We start from the raw sequence: 24,437 nt of genomic DNA, 5'->3' as shown, positions 1-24,437 counted from the left end.
TTGATCGGGCGCGCTCTGTTTTCGGTCCGATTAGAAATTAAGGATAGTATGCGTCAAACTTTATTGGCAGTCATGATGTTGGCCGTGGCCGCTCAAACGGGAACGGCTTGGGCCTTCGCCGATGATGAAGCGAGAACGGCCATTTTGGAATTGCGTGAACAATTAAAGGCCAGTCAGCGCGCGCAGGTTGATTTGATGGGACAGGTTGAAGCCCTTCGTGCGGAAAACCAGCGCATGATTGGTCAAATGCAGGAGCTCACCCGTCAGGTTGAAACGATGGACAAGCGATTGGTGGAGGTGGAGCCGGCCCGTGTTGAACTAAACGGTCGGGTCATTAGCGTTAAGCCTGCTGAACGTCGTGACTTTGAAAAAGCGGTGGAGCTTTTCAGAAATCGTGATTTTTCCAATTGCCTGAAAGCGTTGAATACCTTTAAAAAGACTTGGCCCAAGTCCGCCTACATGGCCGATGTAGATTACTGGCGCGCAAGTTCCTACTACGCGCTCAACAATTTCAAGAGCACGATCACGGTAACCAATAATTTGTACCGGGTTTATCCGAGCTCGCCCAAAGCTCCCGAAGCTTTATTGCTGAAAGCTTCCGCGGAATTAAGTGACGGTGCGATTGATGAGGCTAAAAAGACTCTCAATACCCTGATCAAACGTTATCCGAAATCGGACTCTGCCAAAACCGCTAAGAGCCGTTTGGCACAAATTGAAAAACTTGGTTGACAAGAAAAGTCTAAAATTAAGCTTTGTATTTTCCTGAGGAGTAATCCTCGTTTTTTCTTTTGAGATACTTGAAAATGACTTGCTCTCGCTGCGGACAGGATATCCTGCGTAATCCGCTTCAAAATCGCGGTTCGGCTTTCACCGAAGAAGAAAGAGACCAAATGGGTATTCGGGGCCTCTTGCCCTCCCGAGTGGAAACGCTTGAAGAACAGGCTCGCCGTTCGGTGGCCTTCATGCGCACCTTCCCCTTGCCCATCCAACGTTATTTCTACCTCGATGCTCTGCACAATACCAATGAAACGCTTTTCTTCAAAGTGGTGTGCGATAACATCGAAGAGGTGATGCCGATTATCTACACGCCGACGGTTGGTGAAGCGTGCCAGAAATTCAGCCACAATTTCCTGCAAGCCAGAGGGCTTTTCATTTCCATCAAAGACAAGGGCCAAATTCTTAAGATTTTGGATAACGTCAAGCAAGATGATGTCGAAGTCATCGTTGTGACCGATGGCCAGCGCATTTTGGGCTTGGGTGACCAAGGCGTCAACGGCATGGGCATTCCGGTCGGCAAGCTTGCGCTTTACACGGCTTGTGCCGGTGTTGCTCCGGAAAAAACATTGCCGGTGATGATTGATGTTGGCACCAACAACCCCGCCTATCTAGCCGATCCCCTTTATATGGGCTTACGTCAGGAACGTGTGGCCGGTGCCTGCTATGACGAATTGATTGATGAATTTATGATGGCCGCACGCAAGCGTTGGCCCAATGTGCTCATTCAATTTGAAGACTTCGGCAACGCTAACGCCTTCCGTTTGCTCGAGCGCTGGAAGGATAAGAGCCTGTGCTTTAACGACGACATCCAAGGTACGGCCTGTGTGGCTTTGACTGGTTTTTATTCCGCTTTGCGTGTAACGGGCGGTAAGTTAGCCGATCAACGAGTGCTTTTCTTAGGAGCGGGCGAAGCCGCAACCGGTATTGCCAATCTGATTGCTGAAGCTATTGCTGATGAAGAAGGCATTTCTATCGAAGAAGCTCGCACGCGTTGCTTCCTCTTTGACTCCAAGGGGTTGGTCGTTGCGCAAAGAACCGACTTGTCTGCTCACAAGCGTCAATTCGCTCACGATGCTCAACCCGCAGAAAGTTTCCTGCAAGCCATTCAGCAGTTGCGTCCGACCGCCATCGTTGGTGTGGCCGCTCAGCAAAATGCCTTTAACTCCATGGTGATTGGTGAAATGAGTGCTATTAACGAACGTCCGATCGTCTTCGCACTCTCTAATCCGACCTCTAAGGCTGAATGCACGGCCGAGATGGCTTACCAATTCTCTGATGGTCGAGCTCTCTTCGCTTCGGGCTCTCCCTTTGACACAGTGAACTACAACGGTCAAACCTTTGTGCCGCGTCAAGGTAATAATTCCTACGTGTTCCCGGCTTTGGGGCGCGCTGCCACGTTTGTGAAGGCAAAGACGATGCCTACGGGCATGTTCTTGGCCGCTGCTCGTAAGTTGGCAGAACTTGTCAGCGAAGACGATCTCAAGCGCGGCAGTCTCTATCCGTCACTCAATGACATTCGCCCGATTTCTGAGGCAATTGCTGTTGCGGTGGCTGAATACGCGTTTGAAAAGGGGCTTGCCGGCATCGAAAAACCGCAAGATTTACATGCTGCGATTAAAGCGAGCATGTACACGCCCGGCTACTAAGCTGCTTTTAGGTTGTTGATATCGGGGCGGGGAATCAATCCCCGCCTCCTATTTTCAATAGAATCGCTGTGAATCCGAACGCTCTGATTGACGTTGCCCCCGAATTGATCCCTGATACAACTCCGGCCATTGAGGACGTGGTGGCGGTTGCTCGCCTAAAAGGTGAGCCGTTACTGCATTTTCCGGATGATTTGTACATTCCGCCTGAAGCTTTGCGGCTTTTTTTGGAGTCATTTGAGGGACCGTTTGACTTACTGCTGTATCTGATCCGCAAACAACGCTTGGACTTAAATGAAATTTCAGTGGCTGCGGTGACAGATCAATACATGGAGTATGTTGAGCAAATCCGCGCTCAGAATATGGAATTGGCAAGCGATTACCTTGTTATGGCGGCCGATCTCATGATGATTAAAAGCAGGCTTCTTTTGCCGGTGCCGGTGAGTGACGATGATGAAGAAGAGGAGGATCCAACTGCTCGCATTTTAAGAGAAGTCGCTGAATACGAAAAAATCCAAGTCGCCGCTCAATTACTCAACGCTTTGCCAACCATGGGTGATGGTTTCTGGCGTGGTTACGTGGCTATCGAAGAGGATGAGGCGCCCGAACCGGAGGTTTTACCGCAAGAATTGGCAAGAGTCTGGTTAAGCGTTGTTAAGAATGCCAATTTAAAGATCAATCACACCGTGTCGAGACAGGAGCTCTCGATTCACGAATTCATGTCGGCGATTATTAAACGTGTTGAGCAAGAGCGATTTGTCAGCTTTGATGAATTGGTGCAAGATCACAGCACAATGCAGGAAAGAGTGGTGAGTTTCTTGGCTATTCTTGAACTCTCCCGTGAGGGTTTGATTTCTATCACCCAGGCCGCGCCCTATGCGCCGATTTATTGTGCGAAGAAATTTTTGACTTTGTCTTCGCAAGAAGGTGAAAACGAGGCTTAATTCAATATTTTTTTTAAAATTTCATTTTCCGTTCATACAAATTCATTAAACTGTAAAAAATCAATTTTTTTTATAAGGAAACAAGACGTTATGGAATGGTTGACCGAGCTGATTACAACGATGCACTGGGGTGCCGTGGCTCAGATCATCATGATTGATATTTTGTTGGGGGGTGACAACGCGGTGGTCATTGCCTTGGCCTGCCGTAATTTAGATCCGCATCAACGTCGACAGGGGATTTTCTGGGGTGTATTTGGCGCGATCGCCTTGCGTGTCGTCCTGATTACCTGTGCCGTTTATCTCCTGCAGCTGCCGCTTTTGAAAGTGGTAGCCGGTCTCCTTTTGATTTGGATCGGTGTGAAATTGCTGATTCCTCACGATGAGGAAGATAAGCACATCGAAGCCAGCACAAAAGTGCTCTCAGCCATTAAGACCATCATTGTGGCCGATCTTGTGATGAGTATCGATAACGTGATCGGCATTGCCGGTGCCGCCCAAGCGGCTCATGAACATCATCAAACGTTATTGATTATTTTCGGTTTGATTGTCAGTGTGCCTTTTATTGTGTTCGGCAGCCAGATTATCTTGAAGGTGTTTGACCGTTTTCCGATCATCATTACCTTGGGCGGTGCACTCTTGGGTTGGATCGGCGGCGGTTTGATCGTGAGTGATATCTTCATGGTTGAACACATTCCGCAAACGAATGCTGTTCATTATGGGGCTTGTATTATCGGAGCCGCGCTAGTAGTACTTCTGGCCAGAATGTGGGTGAAGCGGCAAAAAGCTAAAAAGGCAGCTGGTTAAAAACTTCACCACCTAAAATAAAAGCGATCTATCGGTGCACGGCTGATAGATCGCTTTGCTTTAAGGACTAAAAAACAGGGATCTGAGAAAGATCCCAGAAGTCTGAATTAGACGATATCTTTTAATTCTCGGCGCAGAATTTTACCGACAGCCGTCTTGGGCAAAGAGTCCACAAAGATGATTTGTTTAGGAATCTTGTAGCCGGTTAACTGTGTACGGCAATATTTCACGACATCTTCTTTGGTGATAGACGGGTCTTTCAAAACGATAACGGCCTTCACGGTTTCACCGGATCGTTCATGAGGCACACCCACCACACCGCACTCTAAAACACCGGGCATTGAGGCGATAACGCTTTCCACTTCATTGGGATAGACGTTAAAGCCTGAGACCAAAATCATGTCTTTCTTGCGGTCTGTAATGGTGATCTTGCCGTCAGCGGCCATAAAGCCCACATCACCCGTACGAAGCCAGCCGTCTCTGAAGACGCCGGCCGTTTCCTCGGGTCTGTTCCAGTAGCCCTTCATGATTTGCGGGCCCTTCACACAAATTTCGCCGGTGTGAGAGTCAATTTCTTCAGGATTGTCACACAATCCTAAATCCTTAAAGCCATCGCCGCGAATGCTCACTTCAGTATTAGGAAGGGGATAACCCACAGAACCGTCCCAGGGAGCATCGGGTAAATTGCCGCAGACACCAGGGGAAGCTTCCGTTAGGCCGTAGGCTTCCAAAATACCGATGCCGGTGGTTTGTTTCCAGCGTTCGGCGACTACTTTTTGAATCTGCGTGCCGCCCGCAACCGCCATCTTCAATCGAGAGAAATCGACGGAAGCGAACTCGGGATTGTTCAAGAGGGCGTTATAGAGGGTGTTGACACCCGTATAAACGGAAAACTTCCAGTGTTTGCATTCATTAACCAATCCTTTGATATCGCGGGGATTGGTGATCAGAACACTGCGTGCCGTCCAATTGAGGAAAGCCAGTGTCGCCGTGAAGGCAAAGATGTGATAAAGCGGCAGAGCGCACATGGCCACTTCTTCACATTCCTTAAAGGAAACACTGATCCAGCTGCCGGTTTGTTCAACGTTGGCCAGAACATTTCGGTGCGTGAGCATGGCGCCTTTGGATACGCCGGTTGTGCCGCCCGTGTACTGTAAAAGCGCAACATCTTCATTGGAGAGTTCAACCGGCGTGAAGCCCTTGCCGTGTCCAATTGACAATGCGTCACGGAAACTGACGGCACCGGGAAGGTTCCACTCAGGGACCATCTTTTTAACGTACTTCACTGCAGCGTTGACGATGGTGCGCTTCATGAAGGGGAATAAGTCACCAACCTGTGTGGTGATGATGTGCTTGACCGGCGTACGAGACAGAACTCTTTCAAGAGTCTTTGCAAAGTTTTCAATGATAATGATCGCTTTGGCGCCGGAGTCTTTCAATTGATGTTCGAGTTCTCGCGCTGTGTACAGCGGATTGACATTCACAACAATGAAGCCTGCCCTCAAAATGGCAAATAGGGCTACTGGGTACTGCAAAAGGTTAGGCATCATCACGGCAACTCGATCGCCTTTTTGCATATCGGGCAGCGATTGGAGGTAGCCGGCCAGATCAAAAGATAGCGCTTGAGCTTCTTTGGTCGTGAGGGTGACGCCCATATTGGTGAACGCAGGGGCATTGGGATGCTTTTCGGCAATACCGTCGAGCAGGGCAGGAATATTGGCGACGCGATCCGGATTAATTTGTGCGGGAACGCCTTTAGGATATTTCGCGAGCCATGGGAAATCGGTCATTGTTGTAAATCCTGTTTTCTTATACACAAACCATTATTGTAAACAAAAGAAGTCGCCCTCAGAGGGGCGACTTTTGATGATTTTGCGTCTTGTGACAAGAAAGTGACTATGCAAGCGTCAAGCAATGACGGGCATAGCTCTTAACATCTTCCCAATCCGTGTAGTCAATCACTGCATCCATGGAGGTCGGTCCCTTTGTCATCTTCATGATGAGCTGAATCATCTTGGCATCAAGCCAACCCCAGTTCGGATAGTCCACCTTACCGGCGATGCATTTGACATCGCGGGGTTTCCAGGGAGAGTTTTGCAGGAACTTTTGCATGTAGCGGTTGCCTTCGGGCGTCGCTTTAATCGGGGTGCGAGCGACCACAGAGACGTTAAAGAAGCTGTGGGGCTTGGCATCAAGTTCATTTTTGTGTTTGGCAAGGAAGCTGTAGAACACTTTGGGGTAGGTACCGTACAACACGGGGCAGCCCACAATAAAGAGATCGTACTTGTCCCATTGCACGCCTTCACGGTCGGCTTCCATAACACTCATCATGTCGGCTTGGTTACCTTCGGCGATAACCGTTTCCCAAATACGGCGGGCGACACGAGCCGTATGTCCGCTTCGGCTGTGATAGAGCACGAGCACAGATTTCATTTTTTTCTCCTATTCTCCCGTCCGAGTTCTTTTTAGGCGGGAAAAACACAAATACAAAGCTTAAAGAGAGAAGCGATAAATTAAGAGCGAAGATTTTATCGTTTTCCCTGTTTCTTTAGTCTTTACCCTTAATTCTTTCGGGTACGTCGGCCATTGTAGTGCAGAAATATTGTTTCAATCTTAAAGCCGTTATTTAGCCCGTAAGACTTTCAGCCAACCGATGAGCTCTTGCGGGTGATGTGCGATAAGGTGGGTATGCCACTCATTAATTGGGAAATCTTGTCTGAGGTAACCCCAAGTAGCCGCAGCAAAAGGCATTCCCAGGGTTTGAGCAGCTTTGGAGTCGCGGATGTCATCGCCAACGTAGGGCGTTTCTTGCGGTAAGGCGCGCATTTTATTTAAGGCGACCAACATGTTGTCGGGATGGGGTTTGAGTTTTCCGGTTTCATCCCCACTAATAATGACGCAGGCTCGATCGTATAAGCCCAGCTTTTTCATGATGGGAATGGTGAAATTGCTGAATTTATTGGTGACGACACCCCATTGCCAACCGGCTTGTTCTATTTCTTCGAGTGTTTGTTCGATGCCATCAAAGCAGCAAACTTTTTCTGCACAGTGATTTTGGTAGTCCGACAAAAATCGTTCTTTGAGTTCAGGAAAGCGAGGATCTTGGTCAGTAATGTCAAAGCCAATCTTAAGAAGCCCTCTTGCTCCAGAGCCCGCGTATTCTCTGAGTACGTTGTAAGGAAGGGGAGCCAGATTTTCCGATCGACGGATACGGTTTAAGGAGGCGCAAAGATCAGGGGCACTATCAACAAGTGTGCCGTCCAAGTCAAACAAAACCAGAGGCATTATTTATCCCATTTCAAGACGTTCACTAAAAAAGGCGCTCCAAAGCGGAGCGCCTTTTAATTCAAATCAATGAGACTGTCTCATTAATTATTGAGCGCGAGTGCCGACCACTTCAACGACAGCGCGGCGGTTCGGAGCCAAGCAGGCAACCAAATCAGCCTTAGAGCCGGTGTCTTCGCAGGTCACGACAGGATCAGCGGAGGCCTTACCTTCGGTTTGGATCTTGTCAGCCGGAACGCCTTGGGCGACCATGTAGGACTTAACGGCAGCAGCGCGGCGTTCGCTCAACGTTTGGTTGAAGGAAGCCGGGCCCGTCACGTCGGTGTAACCGGTAGCCATCACGACGTCAACGTTCAAGCCGGACATACGAGCGACCAATTCGTTGAGCATCTTGACGCCTTCGGGCTTAACCTTGGCGGAGTTCAAGTCAAAGAGCGTGTCAGCAGCCAAAACGATCTTGCCGCTGTTGGCGATGTCAGCGTCGCATTCGATGCCTTCGGCAAGAGCAGGCGTCCAGAAGCCGGTACGCCAGCAGAGGTCGTAGTTGCTCATCACGGTTTGACCGGTCGTGGACTTAACATACGGGAAAACGTCGGCGGCGCTGGCCATGCCACTCGTAGCGAGCAAAGCGGCCAAGGCGGCGCTCAAAGCTAATGTTTTTTTCATAATTATTTTCTCCAATTGGATTTACTGCGGTAAACAACAGACGACCGCACACGTCCGGCTCATATCCCACCGCCCTCGCGAGTGGCCTTTTGGGGACACTTACCTAAACTAAATTCTATTCTGCCACGTTTTTGTTATTTTCTGTGCATTTTCTCGACTCAAAGGTCGGAGACCTTCCTGTTGTTGCTTTTTGACAACAATTTTGCCATTAACCCAAACGTGACTGATATCTTCGCGTCCCGCGCTATATAAAAGCTGCGAGGCGGGATCGAAAACGGGCAGCGCATCAATGTTGCCGAGGTCAACGGCTATTAAATCAGCGTCTTTGCCTTTTTCGAGCGAACCGATCCGGTCATCCCAGCCCAAAGCTTTAGCGCCTCCCATGGTAGCCGCATAAAGCATATCGGCCACTTTCATTTGAGTGGTGTCTTGGCATACGGCTTTGCCCAACATAGCCGCCAGACGTGTTTCGCCTAAAAGGTCCACCTTGTCATTGCTGGCAACTCCGTCAGTGCCCATCGAAACATTGATGCCGAGAGCCATCATTTTGGCAACAGGAGAAAAGCCGCTTGCTAATTTCAAATTTGAACACGGGCAGTGCACGACGCTTGCTCGGGCGCGGGCAAGAAGTTCTAATTCAGCATCATCGGCACAAACCGTATGCACGGAAATAAATCGTTCATCCAATAGTCCCAAATTTTGAAGGCGCTGCAACGGGCGGACGCCATATTGCTTGAGTGAACCTTCAATTTCGGTCTGTGTTTCGTCCACATGCATGTGGATTCGTGCGTTGTGTTTGTGAGCTAAATCACGCACTTTAATGAGCGCATCATCATCGACCGTGTAGGGTGCGTGAGGACCAACGGTTACTCTGACATTGGGATCGTTGGCAAAACGCTCGAAAAGCGCTTCGGCACACTGGATGTATTCATCCGTGTTTTTCGCCATGGCCGAAGGAAAGCCGATCACAATTCCGGAGACGGAACACTTAATTCCGGCTTCAGTAAGACCGCGGGCAACATCCTCACTGAAAAAATAGTGATCGCTAGCGCACGTGATACCGGATTCAACCATTTCGGCCCCGGCAATAAGAGAGCCTTCATAGCAAAATTCAGGACTCATGAGTTTGCCTTCGGCTGGCCAAATTTTTGTTTGAAGCCAATCCATTAAGGGAAGATCCGCGCCCATTCCTCGCAATAAGTGCATGGGAGCGTGTGTATGGGCGTTTACAAAACCAGGTAAAACAATGTGATCCGGCAAGCGGACGATTTCTTTGGCTTCGATCCCTTGAGTTTCTTCGGTAGGAACAACCGCCACAATTTTTCCTTCGTCAATCAGAACACTGTGACGGGTCAAGAGTGCGCCTTTGGGGGCCATGGGCATTACCCAGCCCGCTTCGATGATGGTGTGAACGTGCATAAACAGCCTTTTCTAACCTATAGATGTCGTACGACGAATTGTATGTCAGACTGACAAAATCTGTCCTTTTTGCCGTTTTTCGTTATTTTGAACATTTTGATGTTGCCTAACCCATTGAAAATAAAAAGAAAAATAACTCTTTCGATACAGGCATTTTTGAGAAAATCCTGATAAAATCAACAGGTTAAAAATTTCAAACGATGGATAGTTAATCGATGTCTGATAACGAAGATATTAAGAATAACGAAGAGAACGTAACTGCCGAAGAATCGAACGATTCCAACATTCCGGGCTCCATGCTCAATATTGCACAAGAGTTATTGCCGGTTTCTTTGGAAACCGAGATGAAGCGTGCTTATTTGGATTACGCAATGAGCGTGATTGTGGGCCGCGCTTTGCCGGACGTTCGGGACGGTTTGAAACCCGTTCATCGTCGCGTGCTTTACGCGATGGAGCAAATGGGTAACACATATTCTCGTCCCACAAAGAAATCCGCCCGTGTGGTTGGTGATGTGATCGGTAAATATCACCCTCATGGTGATACAGCCGCCTACGATACGATTGTTCGTCTGGCTCAACCGTTCTCGCTTCGCTATCCGCTGGTTTACGGTCAGGGTAACTTCGGTAGTCTTGACGGTGACTCGGCCGCAGCCATGCGTTACACTGAAGTCAAGCTTCAAAAGCTTGCCGGCGAAATGCTCGCCGACATTCGCAAAGACACGGTTGACTTTATTCCTAACTACGACAATACCGAAAAAGAACCGACGGTTTTGCCGACCCGCTTGCCGCACTTACTCATTAATGGCAGCGCGGGTATTGCTGTTGGTATGGCCACCAATATTCCACCGCACAATTTGCGTGAATCGATTGACGCCTGCGTGCATTTACTCAATCACCCGGATGCCACGGTTGACGATCTGATTAAATTTGTGCCGGCACCGGACTTTCCCACCGGGGGCATCATCTTCGGTCTCAAGGGAGTGATTGAAGGCTATCGTACGGGGCGTGGTCGTGTTCTTATGCGTGCAAAAACGCACTATGAAGAATTTGATCATGGACGTCGCACACGCATTGTGGTCGATGAAATCCCGTATCAGGTCAATAAGCGAGTCTTAGTTGAAAGCATCGCTCACCTCATCAACGATAAGAGAATCGAAGGTATCTCCGATTTACGCGATGAAACCGACAAGGACGGCGTGCGTGTAGTGATCGATCTGAAGGCGGGGGTTGTGGCCGATGTGGTTTTAAATAACCTCTATAAGCTCACTCAGCTTCAAGATTCCTTTGGCATCAACATGGTGGCCTTGGTAGATGGTCAGCCGCAGTTGCTCAATCTTAAGCAAATTATTGAAGCCTTCCTTATGCATCGCCGCGAAGTGGTGACTCGTCGTTGTCTGTTCGATTTGCGTGAAAATCGCGCACGCGGTCACGTTTTGGAAGGTTTGGCGGTCGCTTTAGCCAATATTGATGAATTTTTAGCCATTATTCGTGCAGCTCCAACGCCGGACGTCGCCAAAGCCGGCTTAATGGGCCGCGGTTGGAACTCTGCCTTGGTCGGTGAGTTGCTTGACCGGGCCGGCGAACACAAAAATGATTATCGACCCGAAGGGCTTGATCCGCTCTACGGACGTCGTCCCGATGGTTTGTACTATTTAAGTGAAACTCAGGCCGATAATATTTTGCAGATGCGTCTGCAGCGCTTAACGGGTTTGGAACAAGACAAGATCATTCAAGAATATAAGAGCGTTGTGGATATCATCGCTGATCTTCTGGATATTCTTGATAAACCGGATCGTGTTCGTCAGATCATTGAAGACGACTTAATCGAAATTAAGAATGAATATGGTGATGACCGCCGTTCAGAAATCGATCCGACTGGTGACCCCAATTTCAACCCGCGTGATTTAATTCCGCGCCGTGAAATGGTGGTGACCATGACACGTGACGGCTACATTAAGAGCCAACAGCTCTCTGACTACCAGGCTCAGCGCCGCGGCGGTCAAGGTAAGAAGGCGGCGACGATGAAAGAAGGCGATATGATTGATCAGCTCTTTATCGCCAATTCGCATGACCGAATTCTTTGCTTCTCCGACTTCGGTCGTATGTATTGCTTGGATGTGTATGCGTTGCCTGAAGGCTCAAGAACCTCCAAAGGACGGCCGATCATTAACTCGGTTCCGTTGTCTGAAGGTGAGCGCATCACGGTTGTGCTGCCCATTGAAGATTTTGATGACAAACATTACGTCTTTATGGCCACGGCCAACGGTGTGGTCAAAAAGACACGTTTGAAGGATTTTGCCAATGTGCGTCGCTCCGGCATTAATGCCGCGGGGCTTGATGATGGTGATCACCTGATCGGTGTGGCTATCACCGATGGTGAGCACGATGTCATGCTCTTTTCAGATGCGGGTAAGGCAGTTCGTTTCAGCGAAGCCGATGTTCGTCCGATGGGGCGTGGTGCCCGAGGAGTCAAGGGCATGGCGCTTGAAGACGGGCAGAAAGTGATTGCCATGCTCGTGGCCGACAGCGAAGAGCAGACGGTTTTGACGGCTACGGAAAATGGTTTCGGCAAGCGCACGTTGGTGAGCGAATACACTCGTCATGGCCGCGGCACCAAGGGCATGATTGCTATTCAAACCAGTGACCGAAACGGCAAAGTGGTGGCAGCGACGCTTGTTAATGACGCCGATGAAGTCATGCTCTTGACTCAAAAAGGCAAGATTGTTCGCACTCCCGTTTCGGATATCTCTGTTTTGAAACGGGCTACACAAGGTGTGACACTGATCGGTTTGAAAGATGACAGCTTGGTTGCTGTTCAGCGTATTGCAGAAGAAGATGTCGAGGAAGAAAAGTCCGAAGAGACTCAAGAGACCGCAAAGGCCCCTGTTTCTTCCGAAGCAGATCCTGTCCAATCCCTTTAATAAATGATTGATGGGCCCGACCGAAAGGCGGGCCCTTTTATGCAAAATGATTCCTGTAATTACGATTGATGGGCCGACGGCTTCCGGTAAAGGAACCGTGGCGGCCAGGGTGGCTCGAGCTCTGGGTTTCCATTATCTCGATAGCGGCGCTCTTTACAGACTTTGCGCCTATAAAGCCTTAAAGGAAAAAATTGATTTGACCGATGAGTCGGCCTTGGCACAGACGGCGGCCCATTTGGCCCCCTTGTTTGAAGACGGAAAGATCTATTTAGATGGTGAAGACGTAACCGATAAGATTCGAGCCGAAGAAGTTGGAGTGGCCGCTAGCAAGGTTGCCTCATTGCCAGCTGTGCGCCAAGCGCTTTTGGATGTGCAAAAGCGGGCTCGTCGCCTACCTGGTTTAGTCGCCGATGGGCGCGACATGGGTAGTGTGATTTTCCCGGATGCACCGCTTAAAGTTTTTTTAACGGCAAGTGCCCAAGCACGTGCGCAAAGACGCTTTAATCAGTTGAAAGAAAAAGGAATTGTTGCTAATATCGACACCCTTACCCGGGATCTAGAGGAGCGGGATCGGCGCGATATGCAACGTGCTGTGAGTCCTCTTGCGCCCGCAAAAGATGCCAAAATCCTCGATTCGTCAGAATTGACGATTGAAGCAACGGTGGGACAGGTGCTGCAGTGGTACCGGTCTCTTACCAAATAGGTTGGTTCTTGCAGCCAACCGCCCGGCAAACCGGCAATGGGGCCGGCCCGGTTTTTTAACCCGGTGCATTTTCCACTTACTGGAAGAGCACTGTATTTTTAAATTAACTCATGTCTGAAAATATTAACCAACCCGAGTCTTTTGCTCAGCTTTTTGAAGAAAGCTTAGCTCGTCAAGAAATGCGCCAAGGCGAAGTCATCACGGCTGAAGTAGTGCGCGTGGACTACAACTTTGTGGTCGTGAACGCCGGTTTGAAGTCCGAAGCCTATGTGCCTATCGAAGAATTCAAGGACGATCGCGGTGAAGTCACCGTGAAGCCGGGTGATTTCGTGGCTGTGGCGATTGAACAAGTCGAAAACGGCTACGGTGATACGATTTTGTCTCGCGACAAGGCCAAGCGTCTTGCCGCTTGGATGAACCTTGAAAAAGCCCTCGAATCCGGCGAACTCGTTACCGGTACGATCACGGGCAAGGTCAAGGGCGGTCTCACGGTTATGACCAACGGTATCCGTGCCTTCTTGCCGGGCTCCTTGGTTGACACCCGTCCTGTTAAGGACACCACGCCCTACGAAGGCAAGACCATGGAATTCAAGGTCATCAAGCTCGACCGCAAGCGCAACAACGTTGTTGTTTCCCGCCGTGCCGTGGTTGAAGCCAGTATGGGCGAAGAACGCGCCAAGCTCATGGATACGCTCAAGGAAGGCGCCATTGTTAAGGGTATCGTTAAGAACATTACCGACTACGGTGCCTTTGTTGATTTGGGCGGCATTGACGGCTTGTTGCACATCACCGATCTCGCCTGGCGTCGTGTTCGCCATCCGAGCGAAGTGGTTCAAGTCGGTCAAGAACTCGAAGCCAAGGTTCTCAAGTTCGATCAAGAAAAGAACCGTGTGTCTTTGGGCTTGAAGCAATTGGGTGAAGATCCTTGGATTGGTATCGCTCGCCGCTATCCGAAGGGAACGCGTTTATTCGGCAAGATCACCAACATCACCGACTACGGTGCCTTCGTTGAAATCGAAGCCGGTATTGAAGGCTTGGTGCACGTCTCCGAAATGGATTGGACCAACAAGAACGTTGATCCGAAGAAGGTTGTCCAATTGGGCGATGACGTTGAAGTGATGGTTCTCGAAATCGACGAAGAACGTCGTCGTATCTCCTTGGGTATGAAGCAATGCAAACCCAATCCTTGGGAAGAATTTGCTCAAAGCCACAAGAAGGGTGACAAGGTTACCGGCCAAATCAAGTCCATCACCGATTTCGGTGTGTTCATTGGTTTGACGGGCGGCATCGACGGTTTGGTGCACTTGTCTGACCTCTCTTGGACCGAACAAGGCGAAGAAGCCGTGCGTAAGTACAAGAAGGGTGACGAAGTTCAAGCCGTTGTGCTCGGTATTGATACCGAACGTGAACGTATCAGCTTGGGCGTAAAGCAATTGAGCGGTGACCCGTTCAGCAACTTCACGAGCACGCATGAAAAGGGTTCCGTTGTTACCGGTACGGTCAAGAGCGTTGACGCCAAGGGCGCCGTGATTGACTTGGGCGATGAAACTGAAGGTTATCTGCGCGCCTCCGAAATCTCTTCCGAACGCGTTGAAGACGCTACGACGCAATTGAAGGAAGGTGATACGGTGACGGCTCAAATCATCAGCATCGACCGTAAGAACCGTAGCATCCAATTGTCTATTAAGGCTAAGGATGCCAGCGAAGCTCGCCAAGCCTTGGATCGCATGAACCAAGATGCTCAAGGCGCTTCCGGTACGACCAACTTGGGTGCCTTGTTGAAGGCTAAGCTCGAACAAAAGTAATCGGAGAAGCATGGTGGATGCCATGACGAAATCCGAGCTGATTGAACGGCTCGCAAATAAAAACGCGCGGTTGACAGCGCGTGATGTTGACGAATCCGTTAAGGCGGTCCTTGATGCGATGACTTTGGCTATGGCCACGGGCAGCCGCATTGAGATCCGCGGTTTCGGCAGTTTTTGCCTGAACTATCGCCCTGAACGTTTGGGACGCAATCCCAAGAGCGGAGAGAGCGTGGTGGTGCCGGCAAAATACGTGCCGCACTTTAAAGCGGGCAAAGAGATGCGTTTGCGAGTGGACGGCGCTGTGCAAGAAGCTTAAACGTTTCTCTACGTCAACCTAAGTTCAGATAGAGGATTCCGGAGTTTTTCGGAATCCTCTTTCCATATGCATTGGCAATTCTTTTTTTCCTCCATTCAGATTTTTTCCTAAGTGATCATGCTTAGGAAACCTTCATAACTAGGTTAATTCCACTAGAAAGCCCGTCAATAAAGGCAAAGGCGCTTACATATAATGAAACGAAGGTGTCGTTTCATGACAGATGCCTCATCTATTGGTTGACTATTGAAAGAGTCTCTTATGTATAACTTTTTAGCTGCATTCTGTATTTGTGGTTTCATCGTGATCATCGGTGAACTTGTTTCCACTTGGACCAAAGCGTGGATTCCATCGGTATTCGTTTCAGCCTGCTTGTTGTTGGTGGGCTATTGGACCGTCATTCCCCATGATTTGGTTAAAGATTCATTCCTGACGCCCTTTGGCGCCACGTTGGGTATTTACTTGTTGATTGTTCACATGGGCACGGTCATCAGCCTGAAAACCTTGATGGAACAATGGAAAACAGTGGTGATGTGTCTTGTGGGCTTGGCGGGTATGTGTATTTTTGCCTTGCTTTTGTGCCCGCTCTTTATGGATTGGGCTTACATTGTGGCCGGTCTTCCGCCGCTCACCGGTGGTATTGTCGCCGCAACGATTATGCAGCAAGCGGCCACTGAACACGGTTTAACGTCTGCGGCTGTGTTTGCCATTACGATGTACTGTGTTCAGGGTTTTGCCGGTTATCCTTTGACCGCTATTTTCATGAAGGCTGAAGGCGCCAAGCTCTTACAAGAGTATCGTTCGGGTGAACGCGTTACCAAAGACGAGCTTTCTGCCGCAAAGAATGTGACCTCTTTGCCTTCAAGCGAACGTCGTGGTCCTTTGGCATTGCCTGATTCATTAAATAGCCCGATTGTGATGCTCACCAAGATTGGCATGGTGGCATGGTTATCCATGATGGTGGGTGGCTTCACCGGTATTAGCGGCGCTGTGTGGGCTTTGATCTTTGGTGTGGTTTTCTGCTCTTTAGGCTTTTTGGAAACCGATATTTTGCACCGTTGCAATTCCTTTAACATTTTGATGTTCGCCTTGACAATGTTCGTCTTCGAAGGACTTAAGGATTGCACGCCTGAAATGTTGACCTCTATTATTTTGCCGATGGTTGGTTTGATTGTGGTTGGCGTCTTCGGGATGGCTGTTTTCGCTTGGGTTGCTGCCAAAGTTATGAAGCTCTCCTTCCCGTTGAGTTTCTGCAATTGTTTGACCGCGCTCTATGGCTTCCCGTTTAATGCCATCATTACGGAATCGACCTGTAAGGCGATGGCTAAGACGCCTGAAGAACATGAGTTCTTGATGAGCAAGATGTTCCCCTCGATGATCATTGGCGGTTTTGTCACTGTGACCATTACTTCCGTGATCTTGGCCGGCTTCTTTGTGAATCTGTTCTAATTTACTTGTCACCAAGGCGCTTGCTGGCGCCTTGGTTCATTTTGAAAGGATGAAAAAATGGATATTCAAGCACTTGGTAAGAAATACCACGATTATCTCATTGAACAACGTCGTTGGTTTCACGCTTATCCTGAAGTAAGCGGACAGGAGTTCGGTACCGCCAAGCATATTCGTGAAGAGTTGGATAAGCATGGTATTCAATGGCGTGAATGTGGCATGAAGACGGGAACGCTTGCCACGATTAAGGGGGCTAAACCCGGTAAGACCATTTTGCTTCGTGGTGACATTGACGCATTAACCGTCAATGAAGAAACCGGCTATGAATTTGCCAGTAAAAATCCCGGTGTGATGCACGCCTGCGGTCACGACTGCCATATCTCCATGCTGCTTACAGCTGCTTTGATGCTCAATGACATCAAAGATGAATTGGCAGGCACCGTAGTTTGTGCTTTCCAACCTGCCGAAGAAATCGGTAAAGGCGCCTGCTCAATGATTGAAGAAGGTGCGCTCGATGGCGTGGACGCAGCGTTTGGTATGCACGTCTGGTCTGATCTTCCGAGTGGAAAAATTTCCGTTCGTGAAGGCGCCACGATGGCTTCGGGTGATCGCTTTGAAGTCAACATTGAAGGCAAGGGCGGTCACGGTGCAACACCGCATTTGTGCGCAGATGCCATTGTGATGAGCGCAGCCATTGTTCAAAACCTGCAAACGGTTGTAAGCCGTGAAATTTCTCCGGTTGAAACGGCGGTTTTGACTGTGGGTACGATTGAAGGCGGTACCCGTTGGAATGTTGTTTCCGGTTCAGCGAAATTAACCGGAACCACACGTTGCTTCAGCAACGAAGTGCGCGCTCAATTCCCCGAAGCCATGAAGCGAGTTGTGGAAGAAACGGCAAAGGCCATGCGCGGTAAAGCAACGTTGACATATGAGGAATTGGTGCCACCCACGATCAACGATGTCAAATTGGCTCAGTCCGTTCGAGCTAGCGCCAAGAAAATTTTGGGTGACGATTTCTTCTGCGACTATCCGATTACGATGGGCGGAGAAGACTTCGCCTACTATCAGCAAAAAGTGCCGGGTGTGATGGCTTTGTTTGGTGTCGGCAATCCCGCTTGTGATGCTGTTCATTCTCAACACTCTGGCTGCTACAAAGTGGACGAAGATGCTCTAATTAACGGAGCGATGACTCACGTGCAAGTGGCCTATGACTTTCTTAATAACTAAGAAAACGTTGACAAACTGATTAGACTCGAAAGCCTCGGCCTGATGGTCGGGGCTTTTGTGTCTGCGGCACGTATAATAAAAATTTCCATTGATCTAAATAAAGCAAAAGATGTTAGTTGAACGCAAAGATTTGAAAGACGCCAAACGCATCGTGGTGAAAGTGGGCAGTAGCACCATTACACACGCCAACGGTAAATGTGATTTTGCCCGCATTGATAAATTGGCTCGTGAATTGGCTGACTGGCAAAATCAAGGTAAGGAAATGATTTTGGTCACGTCAGGCGCGGTGGCCGTTGGTGTTGATCGTTTGGGGTTGCCGGAAAAGCCGAAAACGATTCCGGGTAAGCAGGCAGCGGCCGCTGTGGGTCAAGGCATTTTGATGCACACCTATGAAAAAATCTTTGCTGAATACGGACAAGTGGTCGCTCAGGTGCTTTTGACCCGCATGGAGACAATTGACCGCCACCGTTATACCAATGCCCGAAATACATTTATGGAGTTGCTAAAACGCCGCGTCATTCCAATCGTCAATGAAAATGACGTCGTCGCACTGGATGAATTAAAAATCGGTGATAACGACAATATGAGCGCTTTGGTAGCAAGTATTGTTGATGCGGATTTGGTCATCATTTTGTCCGATGTGGATGGCCTTTATACAGCCAATCCGCAGACGCATCCCGACGCCCGATTGGTCTCTCGGGTTGAAGAGATTACGCCGGAGATTGAAGCGAGCGCCGGAGGCGCCGGCACCTGCGTTGGCACCGGTGGCATGTTTACAAAAATTCAGGCTGCAAAAAATGCCACGACATCAGGCATTAATTTGATCATTGCTTCCGGTTCACAAAAAGATGCCATCAGCCGCATACTCGAAGGCGAAGAGGTTGGTACGCTTTTTGTTTCCCGGGAAAATCGCTTGCAGTTCCGTAAACGCTGGCTGGCGTTCGGAGCCCGCATTATGGGAAGCGTGACGGTGGATGAAGGCTGTGAAAAAGCCATTAAAAAAGCGGGAGGCTGCAGCATCCTGCCCGTTGGTATTGTGGCCGCAGAAGGCAACTTTGAAGCCGGTAATACCGTGAGCGTTAAAAATAAAGAAGGACGTGAAATCGCCCGCGGTTTGTGTCACTATTCTTCTGAAGAACTTCAAAAAATTATTGGCTGCCAAAGTGCAGAAATTGAAAGTTTAGTGGGACACAAAGCTTTTGATGAAGTGATTCATCGAGATGATTTGGTCATTTTGAATTAGGAGACCTATCTATGAGCACGACAGAAGTATTGGTTCGTCAAAAAGCTCAGGCGGCTCACGATGCGGCTGTCAGGATGGGAACGCTTCGCAGCGGACAGAAAAATAAAGCCCTGCTTGCCATGGCTGCCGCGCTTTTGAGTCATTGCGACGAGATTCTTGAAGCTAATGAAAAGGATATGCTCAACGCAAAGACCAACGGTATGCGGGAATCCATGCAGGATCGTCTTCGCTTGACGCCCGCACGCATTGAGTCAATGGCTGAAGGTTTACGGCAGGTTGCTCAGCTCAAAGATCCGATCGGAGAGGTGATTGGAGGTTCCACGCTAGCCAACGGGTTAAGTTTGACCAAAGTGCGCGTGCCTATTGGGGTTGTCGGCATTATTTACGAAGCGAGACCGAATGTTACGTCTGATGCCATTGGCTTGTGCCTGAAATCGGGTAACACGGTTGTGCTCAAGGGAGGAAGCGAAGCGCTTCATTCTAATCAGGCCATCGCCTCTATTCTTTCAGAGGCCGCTCAAAAAGAGGGGGTGCCGCAAGGCGCTATTCAGTTTATTGACGTGACAGATCGTCAGGCGGTAACCGATTTAATCCGCATGAACGGTTTAGTTGATGTCGTCATACCCAGAGGTAGCGCCCGTCTGATTCAAGCCGTTGTTCAAAACGCGACAGTGCCCGTTATTGAGACCGGTGCTGGGGTGTGCCACACTTTCGTTGATGAGTCTGCCGATTGCGATATGGCCCGCCGGATTGCTTTTAATGCAAAAGTACAAAGACCATCGGTTTGCAATGCCATGGAAACACTGCTTGTGCACGAAAAAGTAGCTGATGCGTTTTTACCCCAAATGTTGAAGGATTATTTCAGTGCGGGCGTGACGATTTTCGGTTGCGAGCAGACTCAAAAGTTTGACTCCCGAATTCAAGCCGCCACAGAAGAGGATTGGGCAACAGAGTACGGTGATTTGCGCTTATCTGTAAAAATCGTCCGTGACTTGGATGAGGCTTTGGCTCATATTGCCCGATACAGTACCCGTCACTCGGAATGTATCGTCACGCGCAATATGGAAAATGCCCGACGCTTTCAAGCGGAAGTGGATGCGGCCGTTGTTTATGTTAATGCTTCAACTCGTTTCACCGATGGCTTTGAGTTCGGCTTTGGCGCGGAAATCGGCATCAGCACCCAAAAGCTTCACGCCAGAGGTCCGATGGCTTTGCCTGAATTAACGTCCTATAAGTACTTGGTGACAGGTAACGGACAAATCAGGGGTTAAACGCCGGTTGCTTTCATTCAAACAAACGGGGAAGTGCTCAAAAGCATTTCCCCGTTTTCAAATAAGGCTAAACGTTAGAGATCAATGTCGACGAGCTCATAGTTAGCCTTACCCATGCCGAGTTCGTGCATGTAAGACAACTGACGCAAACCGTGGCGTGATTCAATGCGTTCGACAAGATCGTGGTTTTTATCTTTGCCTAACGAATAAACCAAGTCCACACACGCCTGGTCGATCGCCAAAATATCCGTGGAGGCAACCATGCCAATATCAGGAATGGTAGGTTCTGCGGCACTGAGTCCCGCGCAGTCGCAATCCACAGACATGCGGCGCATAACATTGATAAAAACAATGTGTTTGCCAAAATGGTCACACACCGCTTTGGCCGATTCAGCCATTGTTTCCATTAGGTGTTCCTTAGCAGGCCATTCATCCCAAGGAGCATTGATATCTTTTACGGCGTGAACTTGGGCTTTACCGATTTTGCCGTCAGCACATCCGATGGCGATGTTTTTCATGGAGCCGCCGAAGCCGCCCATGGCGTGACCCTTAAAGTGGGTAAGAACGACCATAGAGTCGTAATTGACGATATTTTTACCCATGGAGACTTCTTTAAAGTGCTTGCCGCCTTTCACAGGAAGCATGACGGTGCCGTCTTCATCCATGATGTCAACCGGGCAGAAAGTCCAGCCATTGACTTCCAAGGTTTTACGATGCTTCTCCGTGGTGTCCCGATCGCCGATGTAAAGCGTGTTGGTTTCTACAATGTTGCTGTTGGGAATACTTTGTTGGAACGCCTTCACCATATCACGGGGCAAAATATTCGGACCGTTGCGTTCGCCGGTGTGTAATTTGATAGCGACCTTGCCTTTTACTTCGTCGTTGATCAAGGCGTACAGTTTTTTAAGATGGTCGGCATCGATGTGGCGAGTAAAGAACACTTTGGCCTTTTCGCCTTTAAAGTCAGAAGTAACTTTTTTACTTCCGACAACCGGTGCTTGCGTTTGCATAGTTGCGGCATTGGCAAGCGAACTTAAAACAGCGCTCGTCATAACGCCCCCCATTGTTTTTAAAAAGGCACTGCGGGAACATTTAAATTCAGACATAACAACCCCTCATCAGTCAAGGATTCATTGGAAAAATTTTATCAATTCACATTCACGGTCCTTTGCCTAAAATCGTTTATAAATTTGCCTGCTTCTACTGTTTGTGTTGACTCCATCTTTTTAATTTTTCTGAAAAATAGTTGTAACCACCTAAACGAATTAACTTATATTGCTCTAAAGAATTAGCTTTTCTAATCTATCTCACTTATGAGCAAATGATTCTTCATCCATAAAATAAAAAATATTTTTATAAAAAGAGAAAAAATATGGATAAGAAAGTCGCTACAAGGTACATCCCGATCGGTTTGATGCTGTTTGCCCTTTTCTTTGGTGCCGGTAACTTGATTTTTCCGGCTTCCATGGGTCAGAACGCCGGCGTTAATGTTTGGTACGCCTTAATCGGTTTTTGTATTACCGGTGTGGGAATGCCGCTTTTGAGCGTGATGGCTATGGGTTATTCCGGTTGCAATGATTTGCAGGAAGCAGCCGGGCGCGCTCATCCGCTCTATGGGCTGTTTTTCACGATTGTGGCGTATTTAGCGATTGGTCCTTGCTTTGCTATTCCGCGTACTGGAACGGTCGCTTTCGAGATCGCCGTCAGTCCCTTCTTGGATAAAGAAAGCATCGAGTTAGGTTTGCCTATTTTCTTGGCGGTGTTTTTCTTGATTTCTTTCTGGTTGTCGGCCACGCCTCAAAAGTTGGTTGACCGCATCGGTAAACTTTTGACCCCTGCATTAGTGCTGACGATCGTTTTGTTGATTGTGCAGTCATTTGTTTCTCCTTTAGGAGAACCGCAAGCTCCGACGAAGGCCTATGCAACGCCTGTGATTGCTGCTGTTCAGGGTGTTTTGGATGGCTACAACACGTTAGATGCGATCGCCGCTTTTGTTTTCGCAACTCTTGTGATTAACGTTGTTCGCGAGGACTGCGGTTTGACCGATCGTGCAGAGATCACCAAGCAGGTTTATAAGTCCGGTATTGTGGCTGTTGCTCTGTTGGCTTTCATTTATATTTTTATCGCCAAGATTGGAGCAGAAAGTGTTCCGGCAATCGGCATGCAAACGACCGGTGCTCCGGTGTTGGCTGAGTCTGCCAAAATCCTTTTTGGTAACGCAGGTGCCATTATTTTGGCTGTCATTGTGCTTTTGGCTTGTTGGTCAACGGCCATCGGGTTGATTACTTGCTGCGCAGCCTATTTCTTGAAGTTAACGGGTCGCTTTACTTACCTCTATTGGGTGACCATTTTCTCAATCGTGTCGTTTTTGGTTGGGATGTTCGGTCTTGAAACCATCATTACCTCAACGGTTCCGGTGCTGATGTTTATTTACCCGTTGGCTGTTGTGTTGATTGTGCTTTTGTTTACTGACAAGTTCTTTAACGGCAGACAATGTGTTTATGCTTTCACCGTTGGCTTTACATTCATTATGGCTTTGATCAACGGTATGGAAACCGCCAACATCAAGTTTGAAGCATTGGAAAATGTTTTAACCACTTACTTGCCGATGCATACATTGGGATTGAGTTGGATTTGGTTCGCATTGGTCGGATACATTTTGGGTCTGTTGTGGATGAAATTTGTGCCGGCTAACAATAGCTAAACAAATACCTCCGTAAGTCTTATTGTCTTGGCCTGAAAACCATGTTTGATAGGCAAAGAGCCTATCAAACATGTGTGGCCTGGCCCTAATTCCAAAGAAATATTGCCGATTTGCGTCATAAATTTTCTCCGTGCGCAGATTCGCTTAAACCCGATCAACCTCAGCGAGGTCTCCGCGGGCTAACATGCGCAGCTCGTGCGTTTTCATAGTCGCATTTCATGAATTTAATTTTCGATTGTCTTGGTTGATTCTCTTTAGACTTTTAACCAAGCAAACGTATTTGAAAAGATCTAGACTCATGAAGAACGTTTATTGAAATGGGTTTGAATTAGAACCTCTATAATCCCTCTATTTACTATTTTCTCGAGGTTTCACATGTCGATTTTGATGCCGGAACCTAAAAATACTCTGCTAGGTAAGGATACAGTCTATAGTGATCAATATAACCCTGGCTTGTTGCAGCCGATTTCTCGCGCTCTAGGGCGTGATGCAATCGGAGACCATCATTTCAAAGGGGTAGATATCTGGCGTTTATATGAACTGTCATGGTTAAACAGCCAAGGCGTGCCGCAAACGGCGGTGGCTGAGTTGTTTGTGCCGGCCTCGACTCATTCAATTGTTGAATCGAAATCGTTAAAACTGTATGCCGGCTCATTCGCTATGACGCAGATGGGTAGCCAAGAGGAAGTGGCAAACCGCATGTCTGATGATCTGTCGCTTCGCTTAGGAGGCACGGTTAAGGTAAAGCTTTTCAGCATTCAGAATTATCCGGGACAGGTGAAAACGATGCCCGGGCTATCCCTTGACCATTTAACGCTTCCTGCGGGCGGTGAAATTTCAACCTATGAAACAGAACCGGGACTTCTTGAGTTTGATCCGCACTCAAGTGAAATAATTCAAAAAACTTTCTCGACAACCGTTTTTCGTTCTTTGTGTCCGGTGACCGGTCAGCCGGATTTGGCCAGTGTCATGATTAACTATAAGGGACGCGCTATTAGCCCAGAGGGTCTTTTAAAGTATCTCGTGTCGTATCGATGCCATAAGGGGTTTCACGAGCAGTGTGTTGAGCAGATTTATCACGATATGCGCACAGTTTTTCAGCCAGAATTACTCGAAGTGTACGCATGCTTTACCCGACGCGGAGGGATAGATATCAATCCGTTTCGTTCATCGGTTCGAGAGCAGCCGGACGAGGTTATTCGCGAAATGCGTCAATGAGGGTTTAAGGTGTGGAGCGCCTGCAACTTGATTGATTTCTTGCTGTCA

The 24,437-nt window shown here is 48.7% G+C and carries 20 protein-coding genes; 14 read left to right on the top strand and 6 right to left on the bottom strand.

From position 1 onward, the window contains the following. Positions 1–48: 48 nt before the first annotated feature. From ybgF to M3080_RS00765, 4 genes are all read left to right on the top strand, one after another. Complete coding sequence (gene ybgF / locus M3080_RS00780) at positions 49–729, top strand: tol-pal system protein YbgF (protein WP_022472243.1); 681 nt, start codon at positions 49–51, stop codon at positions 727–729. A 74-nt stretch (positions 730–803) separates the two neighbouring features. Next, positions 804–2,423 carry an NAD-dependent malic enzyme gene (locus M3080_RS00775; protein ID WP_249091481.1) on the top strand — a complete coding sequence of 540 codons (1,620 nt, stop codon included), beginning with the start codon at positions 804–806 and terminating at the stop codon, positions 2,421–2,423. Between the two features lie 68 nt (positions 2,424–2,491). Then, positions 2,492–3,364 (top strand): segregation and condensation protein A, encoded by an 873-nt coding sequence (locus M3080_RS00770; RefSeq protein ID WP_249091480.1) that lies wholly within the window; start codon positions 2,492–2,494, stop codon positions 3,362–3,364. A gap of 99 nt (positions 3,365–3,463) precedes the next feature. Then, positions 3,464–4,168 carry a TerC family protein gene (locus M3080_RS00765; protein ID WP_428982288.1) on the top strand — a complete coding sequence of 235 codons (705 nt, stop codon included), beginning with the start codon at positions 3,464–3,466 and terminating at the stop codon, positions 4,166–4,168. A gap of 107 nt (positions 4,169–4,275) precedes the next feature. Here the strand turns inward: M3080_RS00765 and M3080_RS00760 are convergent, their stop codons facing one another. The 5 genes from M3080_RS00760 to M3080_RS00740 form a co-directional block, all read right to left on the bottom strand. Next, positions 4,276–5,958 carry an AMP-binding protein gene (locus M3080_RS00760; RefSeq protein WP_249091478.1) on the bottom strand — a complete coding sequence of 561 codons (1,683 nt, stop codon included), beginning with the start codon at positions 5,956–5,958 and terminating at the stop codon, positions 4,276–4,278. A gap of 106 nt (positions 5,959–6,064) precedes the next feature. After that, the gene (gene hemG / locus M3080_RS00755; protein WP_249091477.1) at positions 6,065–6,601 is read right to left on the bottom strand and encodes a menaquinone-dependent protoporphyrinogen IX dehydrogenase; all 537 of its coding nucleotides are present in this window, start codon (positions 6,599–6,601) and stop codon (positions 6,065–6,067) included. Between the two features lie 189 nt (positions 6,602–6,790). Further along, positions 6,791–7,453, bottom strand: a complete 663-nt coding sequence (locus M3080_RS00750; protein ID WP_249091476.1) for an HAD family hydrolase — start codon at positions 7,451–7,453, stop codon at positions 6,791–6,793. A gap of 87 nt (positions 7,454–7,540) precedes the next feature. Beyond that, positions 7,541–8,119, bottom strand: a complete 579-nt coding sequence (locus M3080_RS00745; protein WP_022472839.1) for an OmpA family protein — start codon at positions 8,117–8,119, stop codon at positions 7,541–7,543. Between the two features lie 108 nt (positions 8,120–8,227). Then, positions 8,228–9,538 carry a TRZ/ATZ family hydrolase gene (locus M3080_RS00740; protein WP_249091475.1) on the bottom strand — a complete coding sequence of 437 codons (1,311 nt, stop codon included), beginning with the start codon at positions 9,536–9,538 and terminating at the stop codon, positions 8,228–8,230. A gap of 296 nt (positions 9,539–9,834) precedes the next feature. Here M3080_RS00740 and gyrA point away from each other — a divergent pair, with 296 nt between their 5' ends. From gyrA to M3080_RS00700, 8 genes are all read left to right on the top strand, one after another. Beyond that, on the top strand, positions 9,835–12,459 hold the full coding sequence (gene gyrA, locus M3080_RS00735; protein ID WP_249091770.1) for a DNA gyrase subunit A: 2,625 nt from the start codon (positions 9,835–9,837) through the stop codon (positions 12,457–12,459). Positions 12,460–12,505: 46 nt separating this feature from the next. Then, the gene (gene cmk, locus M3080_RS00730) at positions 12,506–13,162 is read left to right on the top strand and encodes a (d)CMP kinase (protein WP_249091474.1); all 657 of its coding nucleotides are present in this window, start codon (positions 12,506–12,508) and stop codon (positions 13,160–13,162) included. 110 nt (positions 13,163–13,272) lie between these two features. Then, positions 13,273–14,967 (top strand): 30S ribosomal protein S1, encoded by a 1,695-nt coding sequence (gene rpsA / locus M3080_RS00725; RefSeq protein ID WP_022472801.1) that lies wholly within the window; start codon positions 13,273–13,275, stop codon positions 14,965–14,967. A 22-nt stretch (positions 14,968–14,989) separates the two neighbouring features. Further along, positions 14,990–15,283 carry an integration host factor subunit beta gene (locus tag M3080_RS00720; protein ID WP_249091769.1) on the top strand — a complete coding sequence of 98 codons (294 nt, stop codon included), beginning with the start codon at positions 14,990–14,992 and terminating at the stop codon, positions 15,281–15,283. A 258-nt stretch (positions 15,284–15,541) separates the two neighbouring features. Continuing rightward, entirely contained in the window at positions 15,542–16,729 is a 1,188-nt protein-coding gene (locus tag M3080_RS00715; RefSeq protein ID WP_249091473.1) for a hypothetical protein, read from the top strand. Between the two features lie 57 nt (positions 16,730–16,786). Beyond that, positions 16,787–17,953, top strand: coding sequence for an amidohydrolase (locus tag M3080_RS00710; protein ID WP_022472798.1), 1,167 nt, complete (start codon positions 16,787–16,789; stop codon positions 17,951–17,953). Between the two features lie 109 nt (positions 17,954–18,062). Beyond that, positions 18,063–19,196 (top strand): glutamate 5-kinase, encoded by a 1,134-nt coding sequence (gene proB / locus M3080_RS00705; RefSeq protein ID WP_249091471.1) that lies wholly within the window; start codon positions 18,063–18,065, stop codon positions 19,194–19,196. An 11-nt stretch (positions 19,197–19,207) separates the two neighbouring features. After that, complete coding sequence (locus M3080_RS00700; RefSeq protein WP_249091469.1) at positions 19,208–20,467, top strand: glutamate-5-semialdehyde dehydrogenase; 1,260 nt, start codon at positions 19,208–19,210, stop codon at positions 20,465–20,467. Positions 20,468–20,541: 74 nt separating this feature from the next. Here the strand turns inward: M3080_RS00700 and M3080_RS00695 are convergent, their stop codons facing one another. After that, positions 20,542–21,573, bottom strand: a complete 1,032-nt coding sequence (locus tag M3080_RS00695; RefSeq protein WP_022472795.1) for a DUF362 domain-containing protein — start codon at positions 21,571–21,573, stop codon at positions 20,542–20,544. A gap of 266 nt (positions 21,574–21,839) precedes the next feature. Here M3080_RS00695 and brnQ point away from each other — a divergent pair, with 266 nt between their 5' ends. Both brnQ and queF read left to right on the top strand, forming a co-directional pair. Next, positions 21,840–23,171 carry a branched-chain amino acid transport system II carrier protein gene (gene brnQ, locus M3080_RS00690; RefSeq protein ID WP_249091468.1) on the top strand — a complete coding sequence of 444 codons (1,332 nt, stop codon included), beginning with the start codon at positions 21,840–21,842 and terminating at the stop codon, positions 23,169–23,171. A gap of 375 nt (positions 23,172–23,546) precedes the next feature. Then, positions 23,547–24,389 carry an NADPH-dependent 7-cyano-7-deazaguanine reductase QueF gene (gene queF, locus M3080_RS00685; protein ID WP_249091467.1) on the top strand — a complete coding sequence of 281 codons (843 nt, stop codon included), beginning with the start codon at positions 23,547–23,549 and terminating at the stop codon, positions 24,387–24,389. Positions 24,390–24,437: the final 48 nt, after the last annotated feature.

The sequence above is a fragment of the Parasutterella secunda genome, from assembly GCF_023336895.1.
GTDB classification, from domain to species: domain Bacteria; phylum Pseudomonadota; class Gammaproteobacteria; order Burkholderiales; family Burkholderiaceae_F; genus Aphodousia; species Aphodousia faecalis.
The sequence above is the reverse complement of the archived record's forward strand: the minus strand, read 5'-3'. Positions and strand labels throughout refer to the sequence as shown.

Excerpts from the sequence above, each read along its gene's own strand:
- hemG (WP_249091477.1), bottom strand. The coding sequence starts at position 6,601 with ATGAAATCTGTGCTCGTGCTCTATCACAGCCGAAGCGGACATACGGCT.
- brnQ (WP_249091468.1), top strand. The coding sequence starts at position 21,840 with ATGGATAAGAAAGTCGCTACAAGGTACATCCCGATCGGTTTGATGCTG.
- M3080_RS00715 (WP_249091473.1), top strand. The coding sequence starts at position 15,542 with ATGTATAACTTTTTAGCTGCATTCTGTATTTGTGGTTTCATCGTGATC.
- ybgF (WP_022472243.1), top strand. The coding sequence starts at position 49 with ATGCGTCAAACTTTATTGGCAGTCATGATGTTGGCCGTGGCCGCTCAA.
- rpsA (WP_022472801.1), top strand. The coding sequence starts at position 13,273 with ATGTCTGAAAATATTAACCAACCCGAGTCTTTTGCTCAGCTTTTTGAA.
- M3080_RS00695 (WP_022472795.1), bottom strand. The coding sequence starts at position 21,573 with ATGTCTGAATTTAAATGTTCCCGCAGTGCCTTTTTAAAAACAATGGGG.
- gyrA (WP_249091770.1), top strand. The coding sequence starts at position 9,835 with ATGCTCAATATTGCACAAGAGTTATTGCCGGTTTCTTTGGAAACCGAG.
- M3080_RS00775 (WP_249091481.1), top strand. The coding sequence starts at position 804 with ATGACTTGCTCTCGCTGCGGACAGGATATCCTGCGTAATCCGCTTCAA.
- M3080_RS00740 (WP_249091475.1), bottom strand. The coding sequence starts at position 9,538 with ATGCACGTTCACACCATCATCGAAGCGGGCTGGGTAATGCCCATGGCC.
- M3080_RS00710 (WP_022472798.1), top strand. The coding sequence starts at position 16,787 with ATGGATATTCAAGCACTTGGTAAGAAATACCACGATTATCTCATTGAA.
- M3080_RS00760 (WP_249091478.1), bottom strand. The coding sequence starts at position 5,958 with ATGACCGATTTCCCATGGCTCGCGAAATATCCTAAAGGCGTTCCCGCA.
- M3080_RS00720 (WP_249091769.1), top strand. The coding sequence starts at position 14,990 with ATGACGAAATCCGAGCTGATTGAACGGCTCGCAAATAAAAACGCGCGG.
- M3080_RS00745 (WP_022472839.1), bottom strand. The coding sequence starts at position 8,119 with ATGAAAAAAACATTAGCTTTGAGCGCCGCCTTGGCCGCTTTGCTCGCT.
- M3080_RS00700 (WP_249091469.1), top strand. The coding sequence starts at position 19,208 with ATGAGCACGACAGAAGTATTGGTTCGTCAAAAAGCTCAGGCGGCTCAC.
- proB (WP_249091471.1), top strand. The coding sequence starts at position 18,063 with ATGTTAGTTGAACGCAAAGATTTGAAAGACGCCAAACGCATCGTGGTG.
- queF (WP_249091467.1), top strand. The coding sequence starts at position 23,547 with ATGTCGATTTTGATGCCGGAACCTAAAAATACTCTGCTAGGTAAGGAT.
- cmk (WP_249091474.1), top strand. The coding sequence starts at position 12,506 with ATGATTCCTGTAATTACGATTGATGGGCCGACGGCTTCCGGTAAAGGA.
- M3080_RS00750 (WP_249091476.1), bottom strand. The coding sequence starts at position 7,453 with ATGCCTCTGGTTTTGTTTGACTTGGACGGCACACTTGTTGATAGTGCC.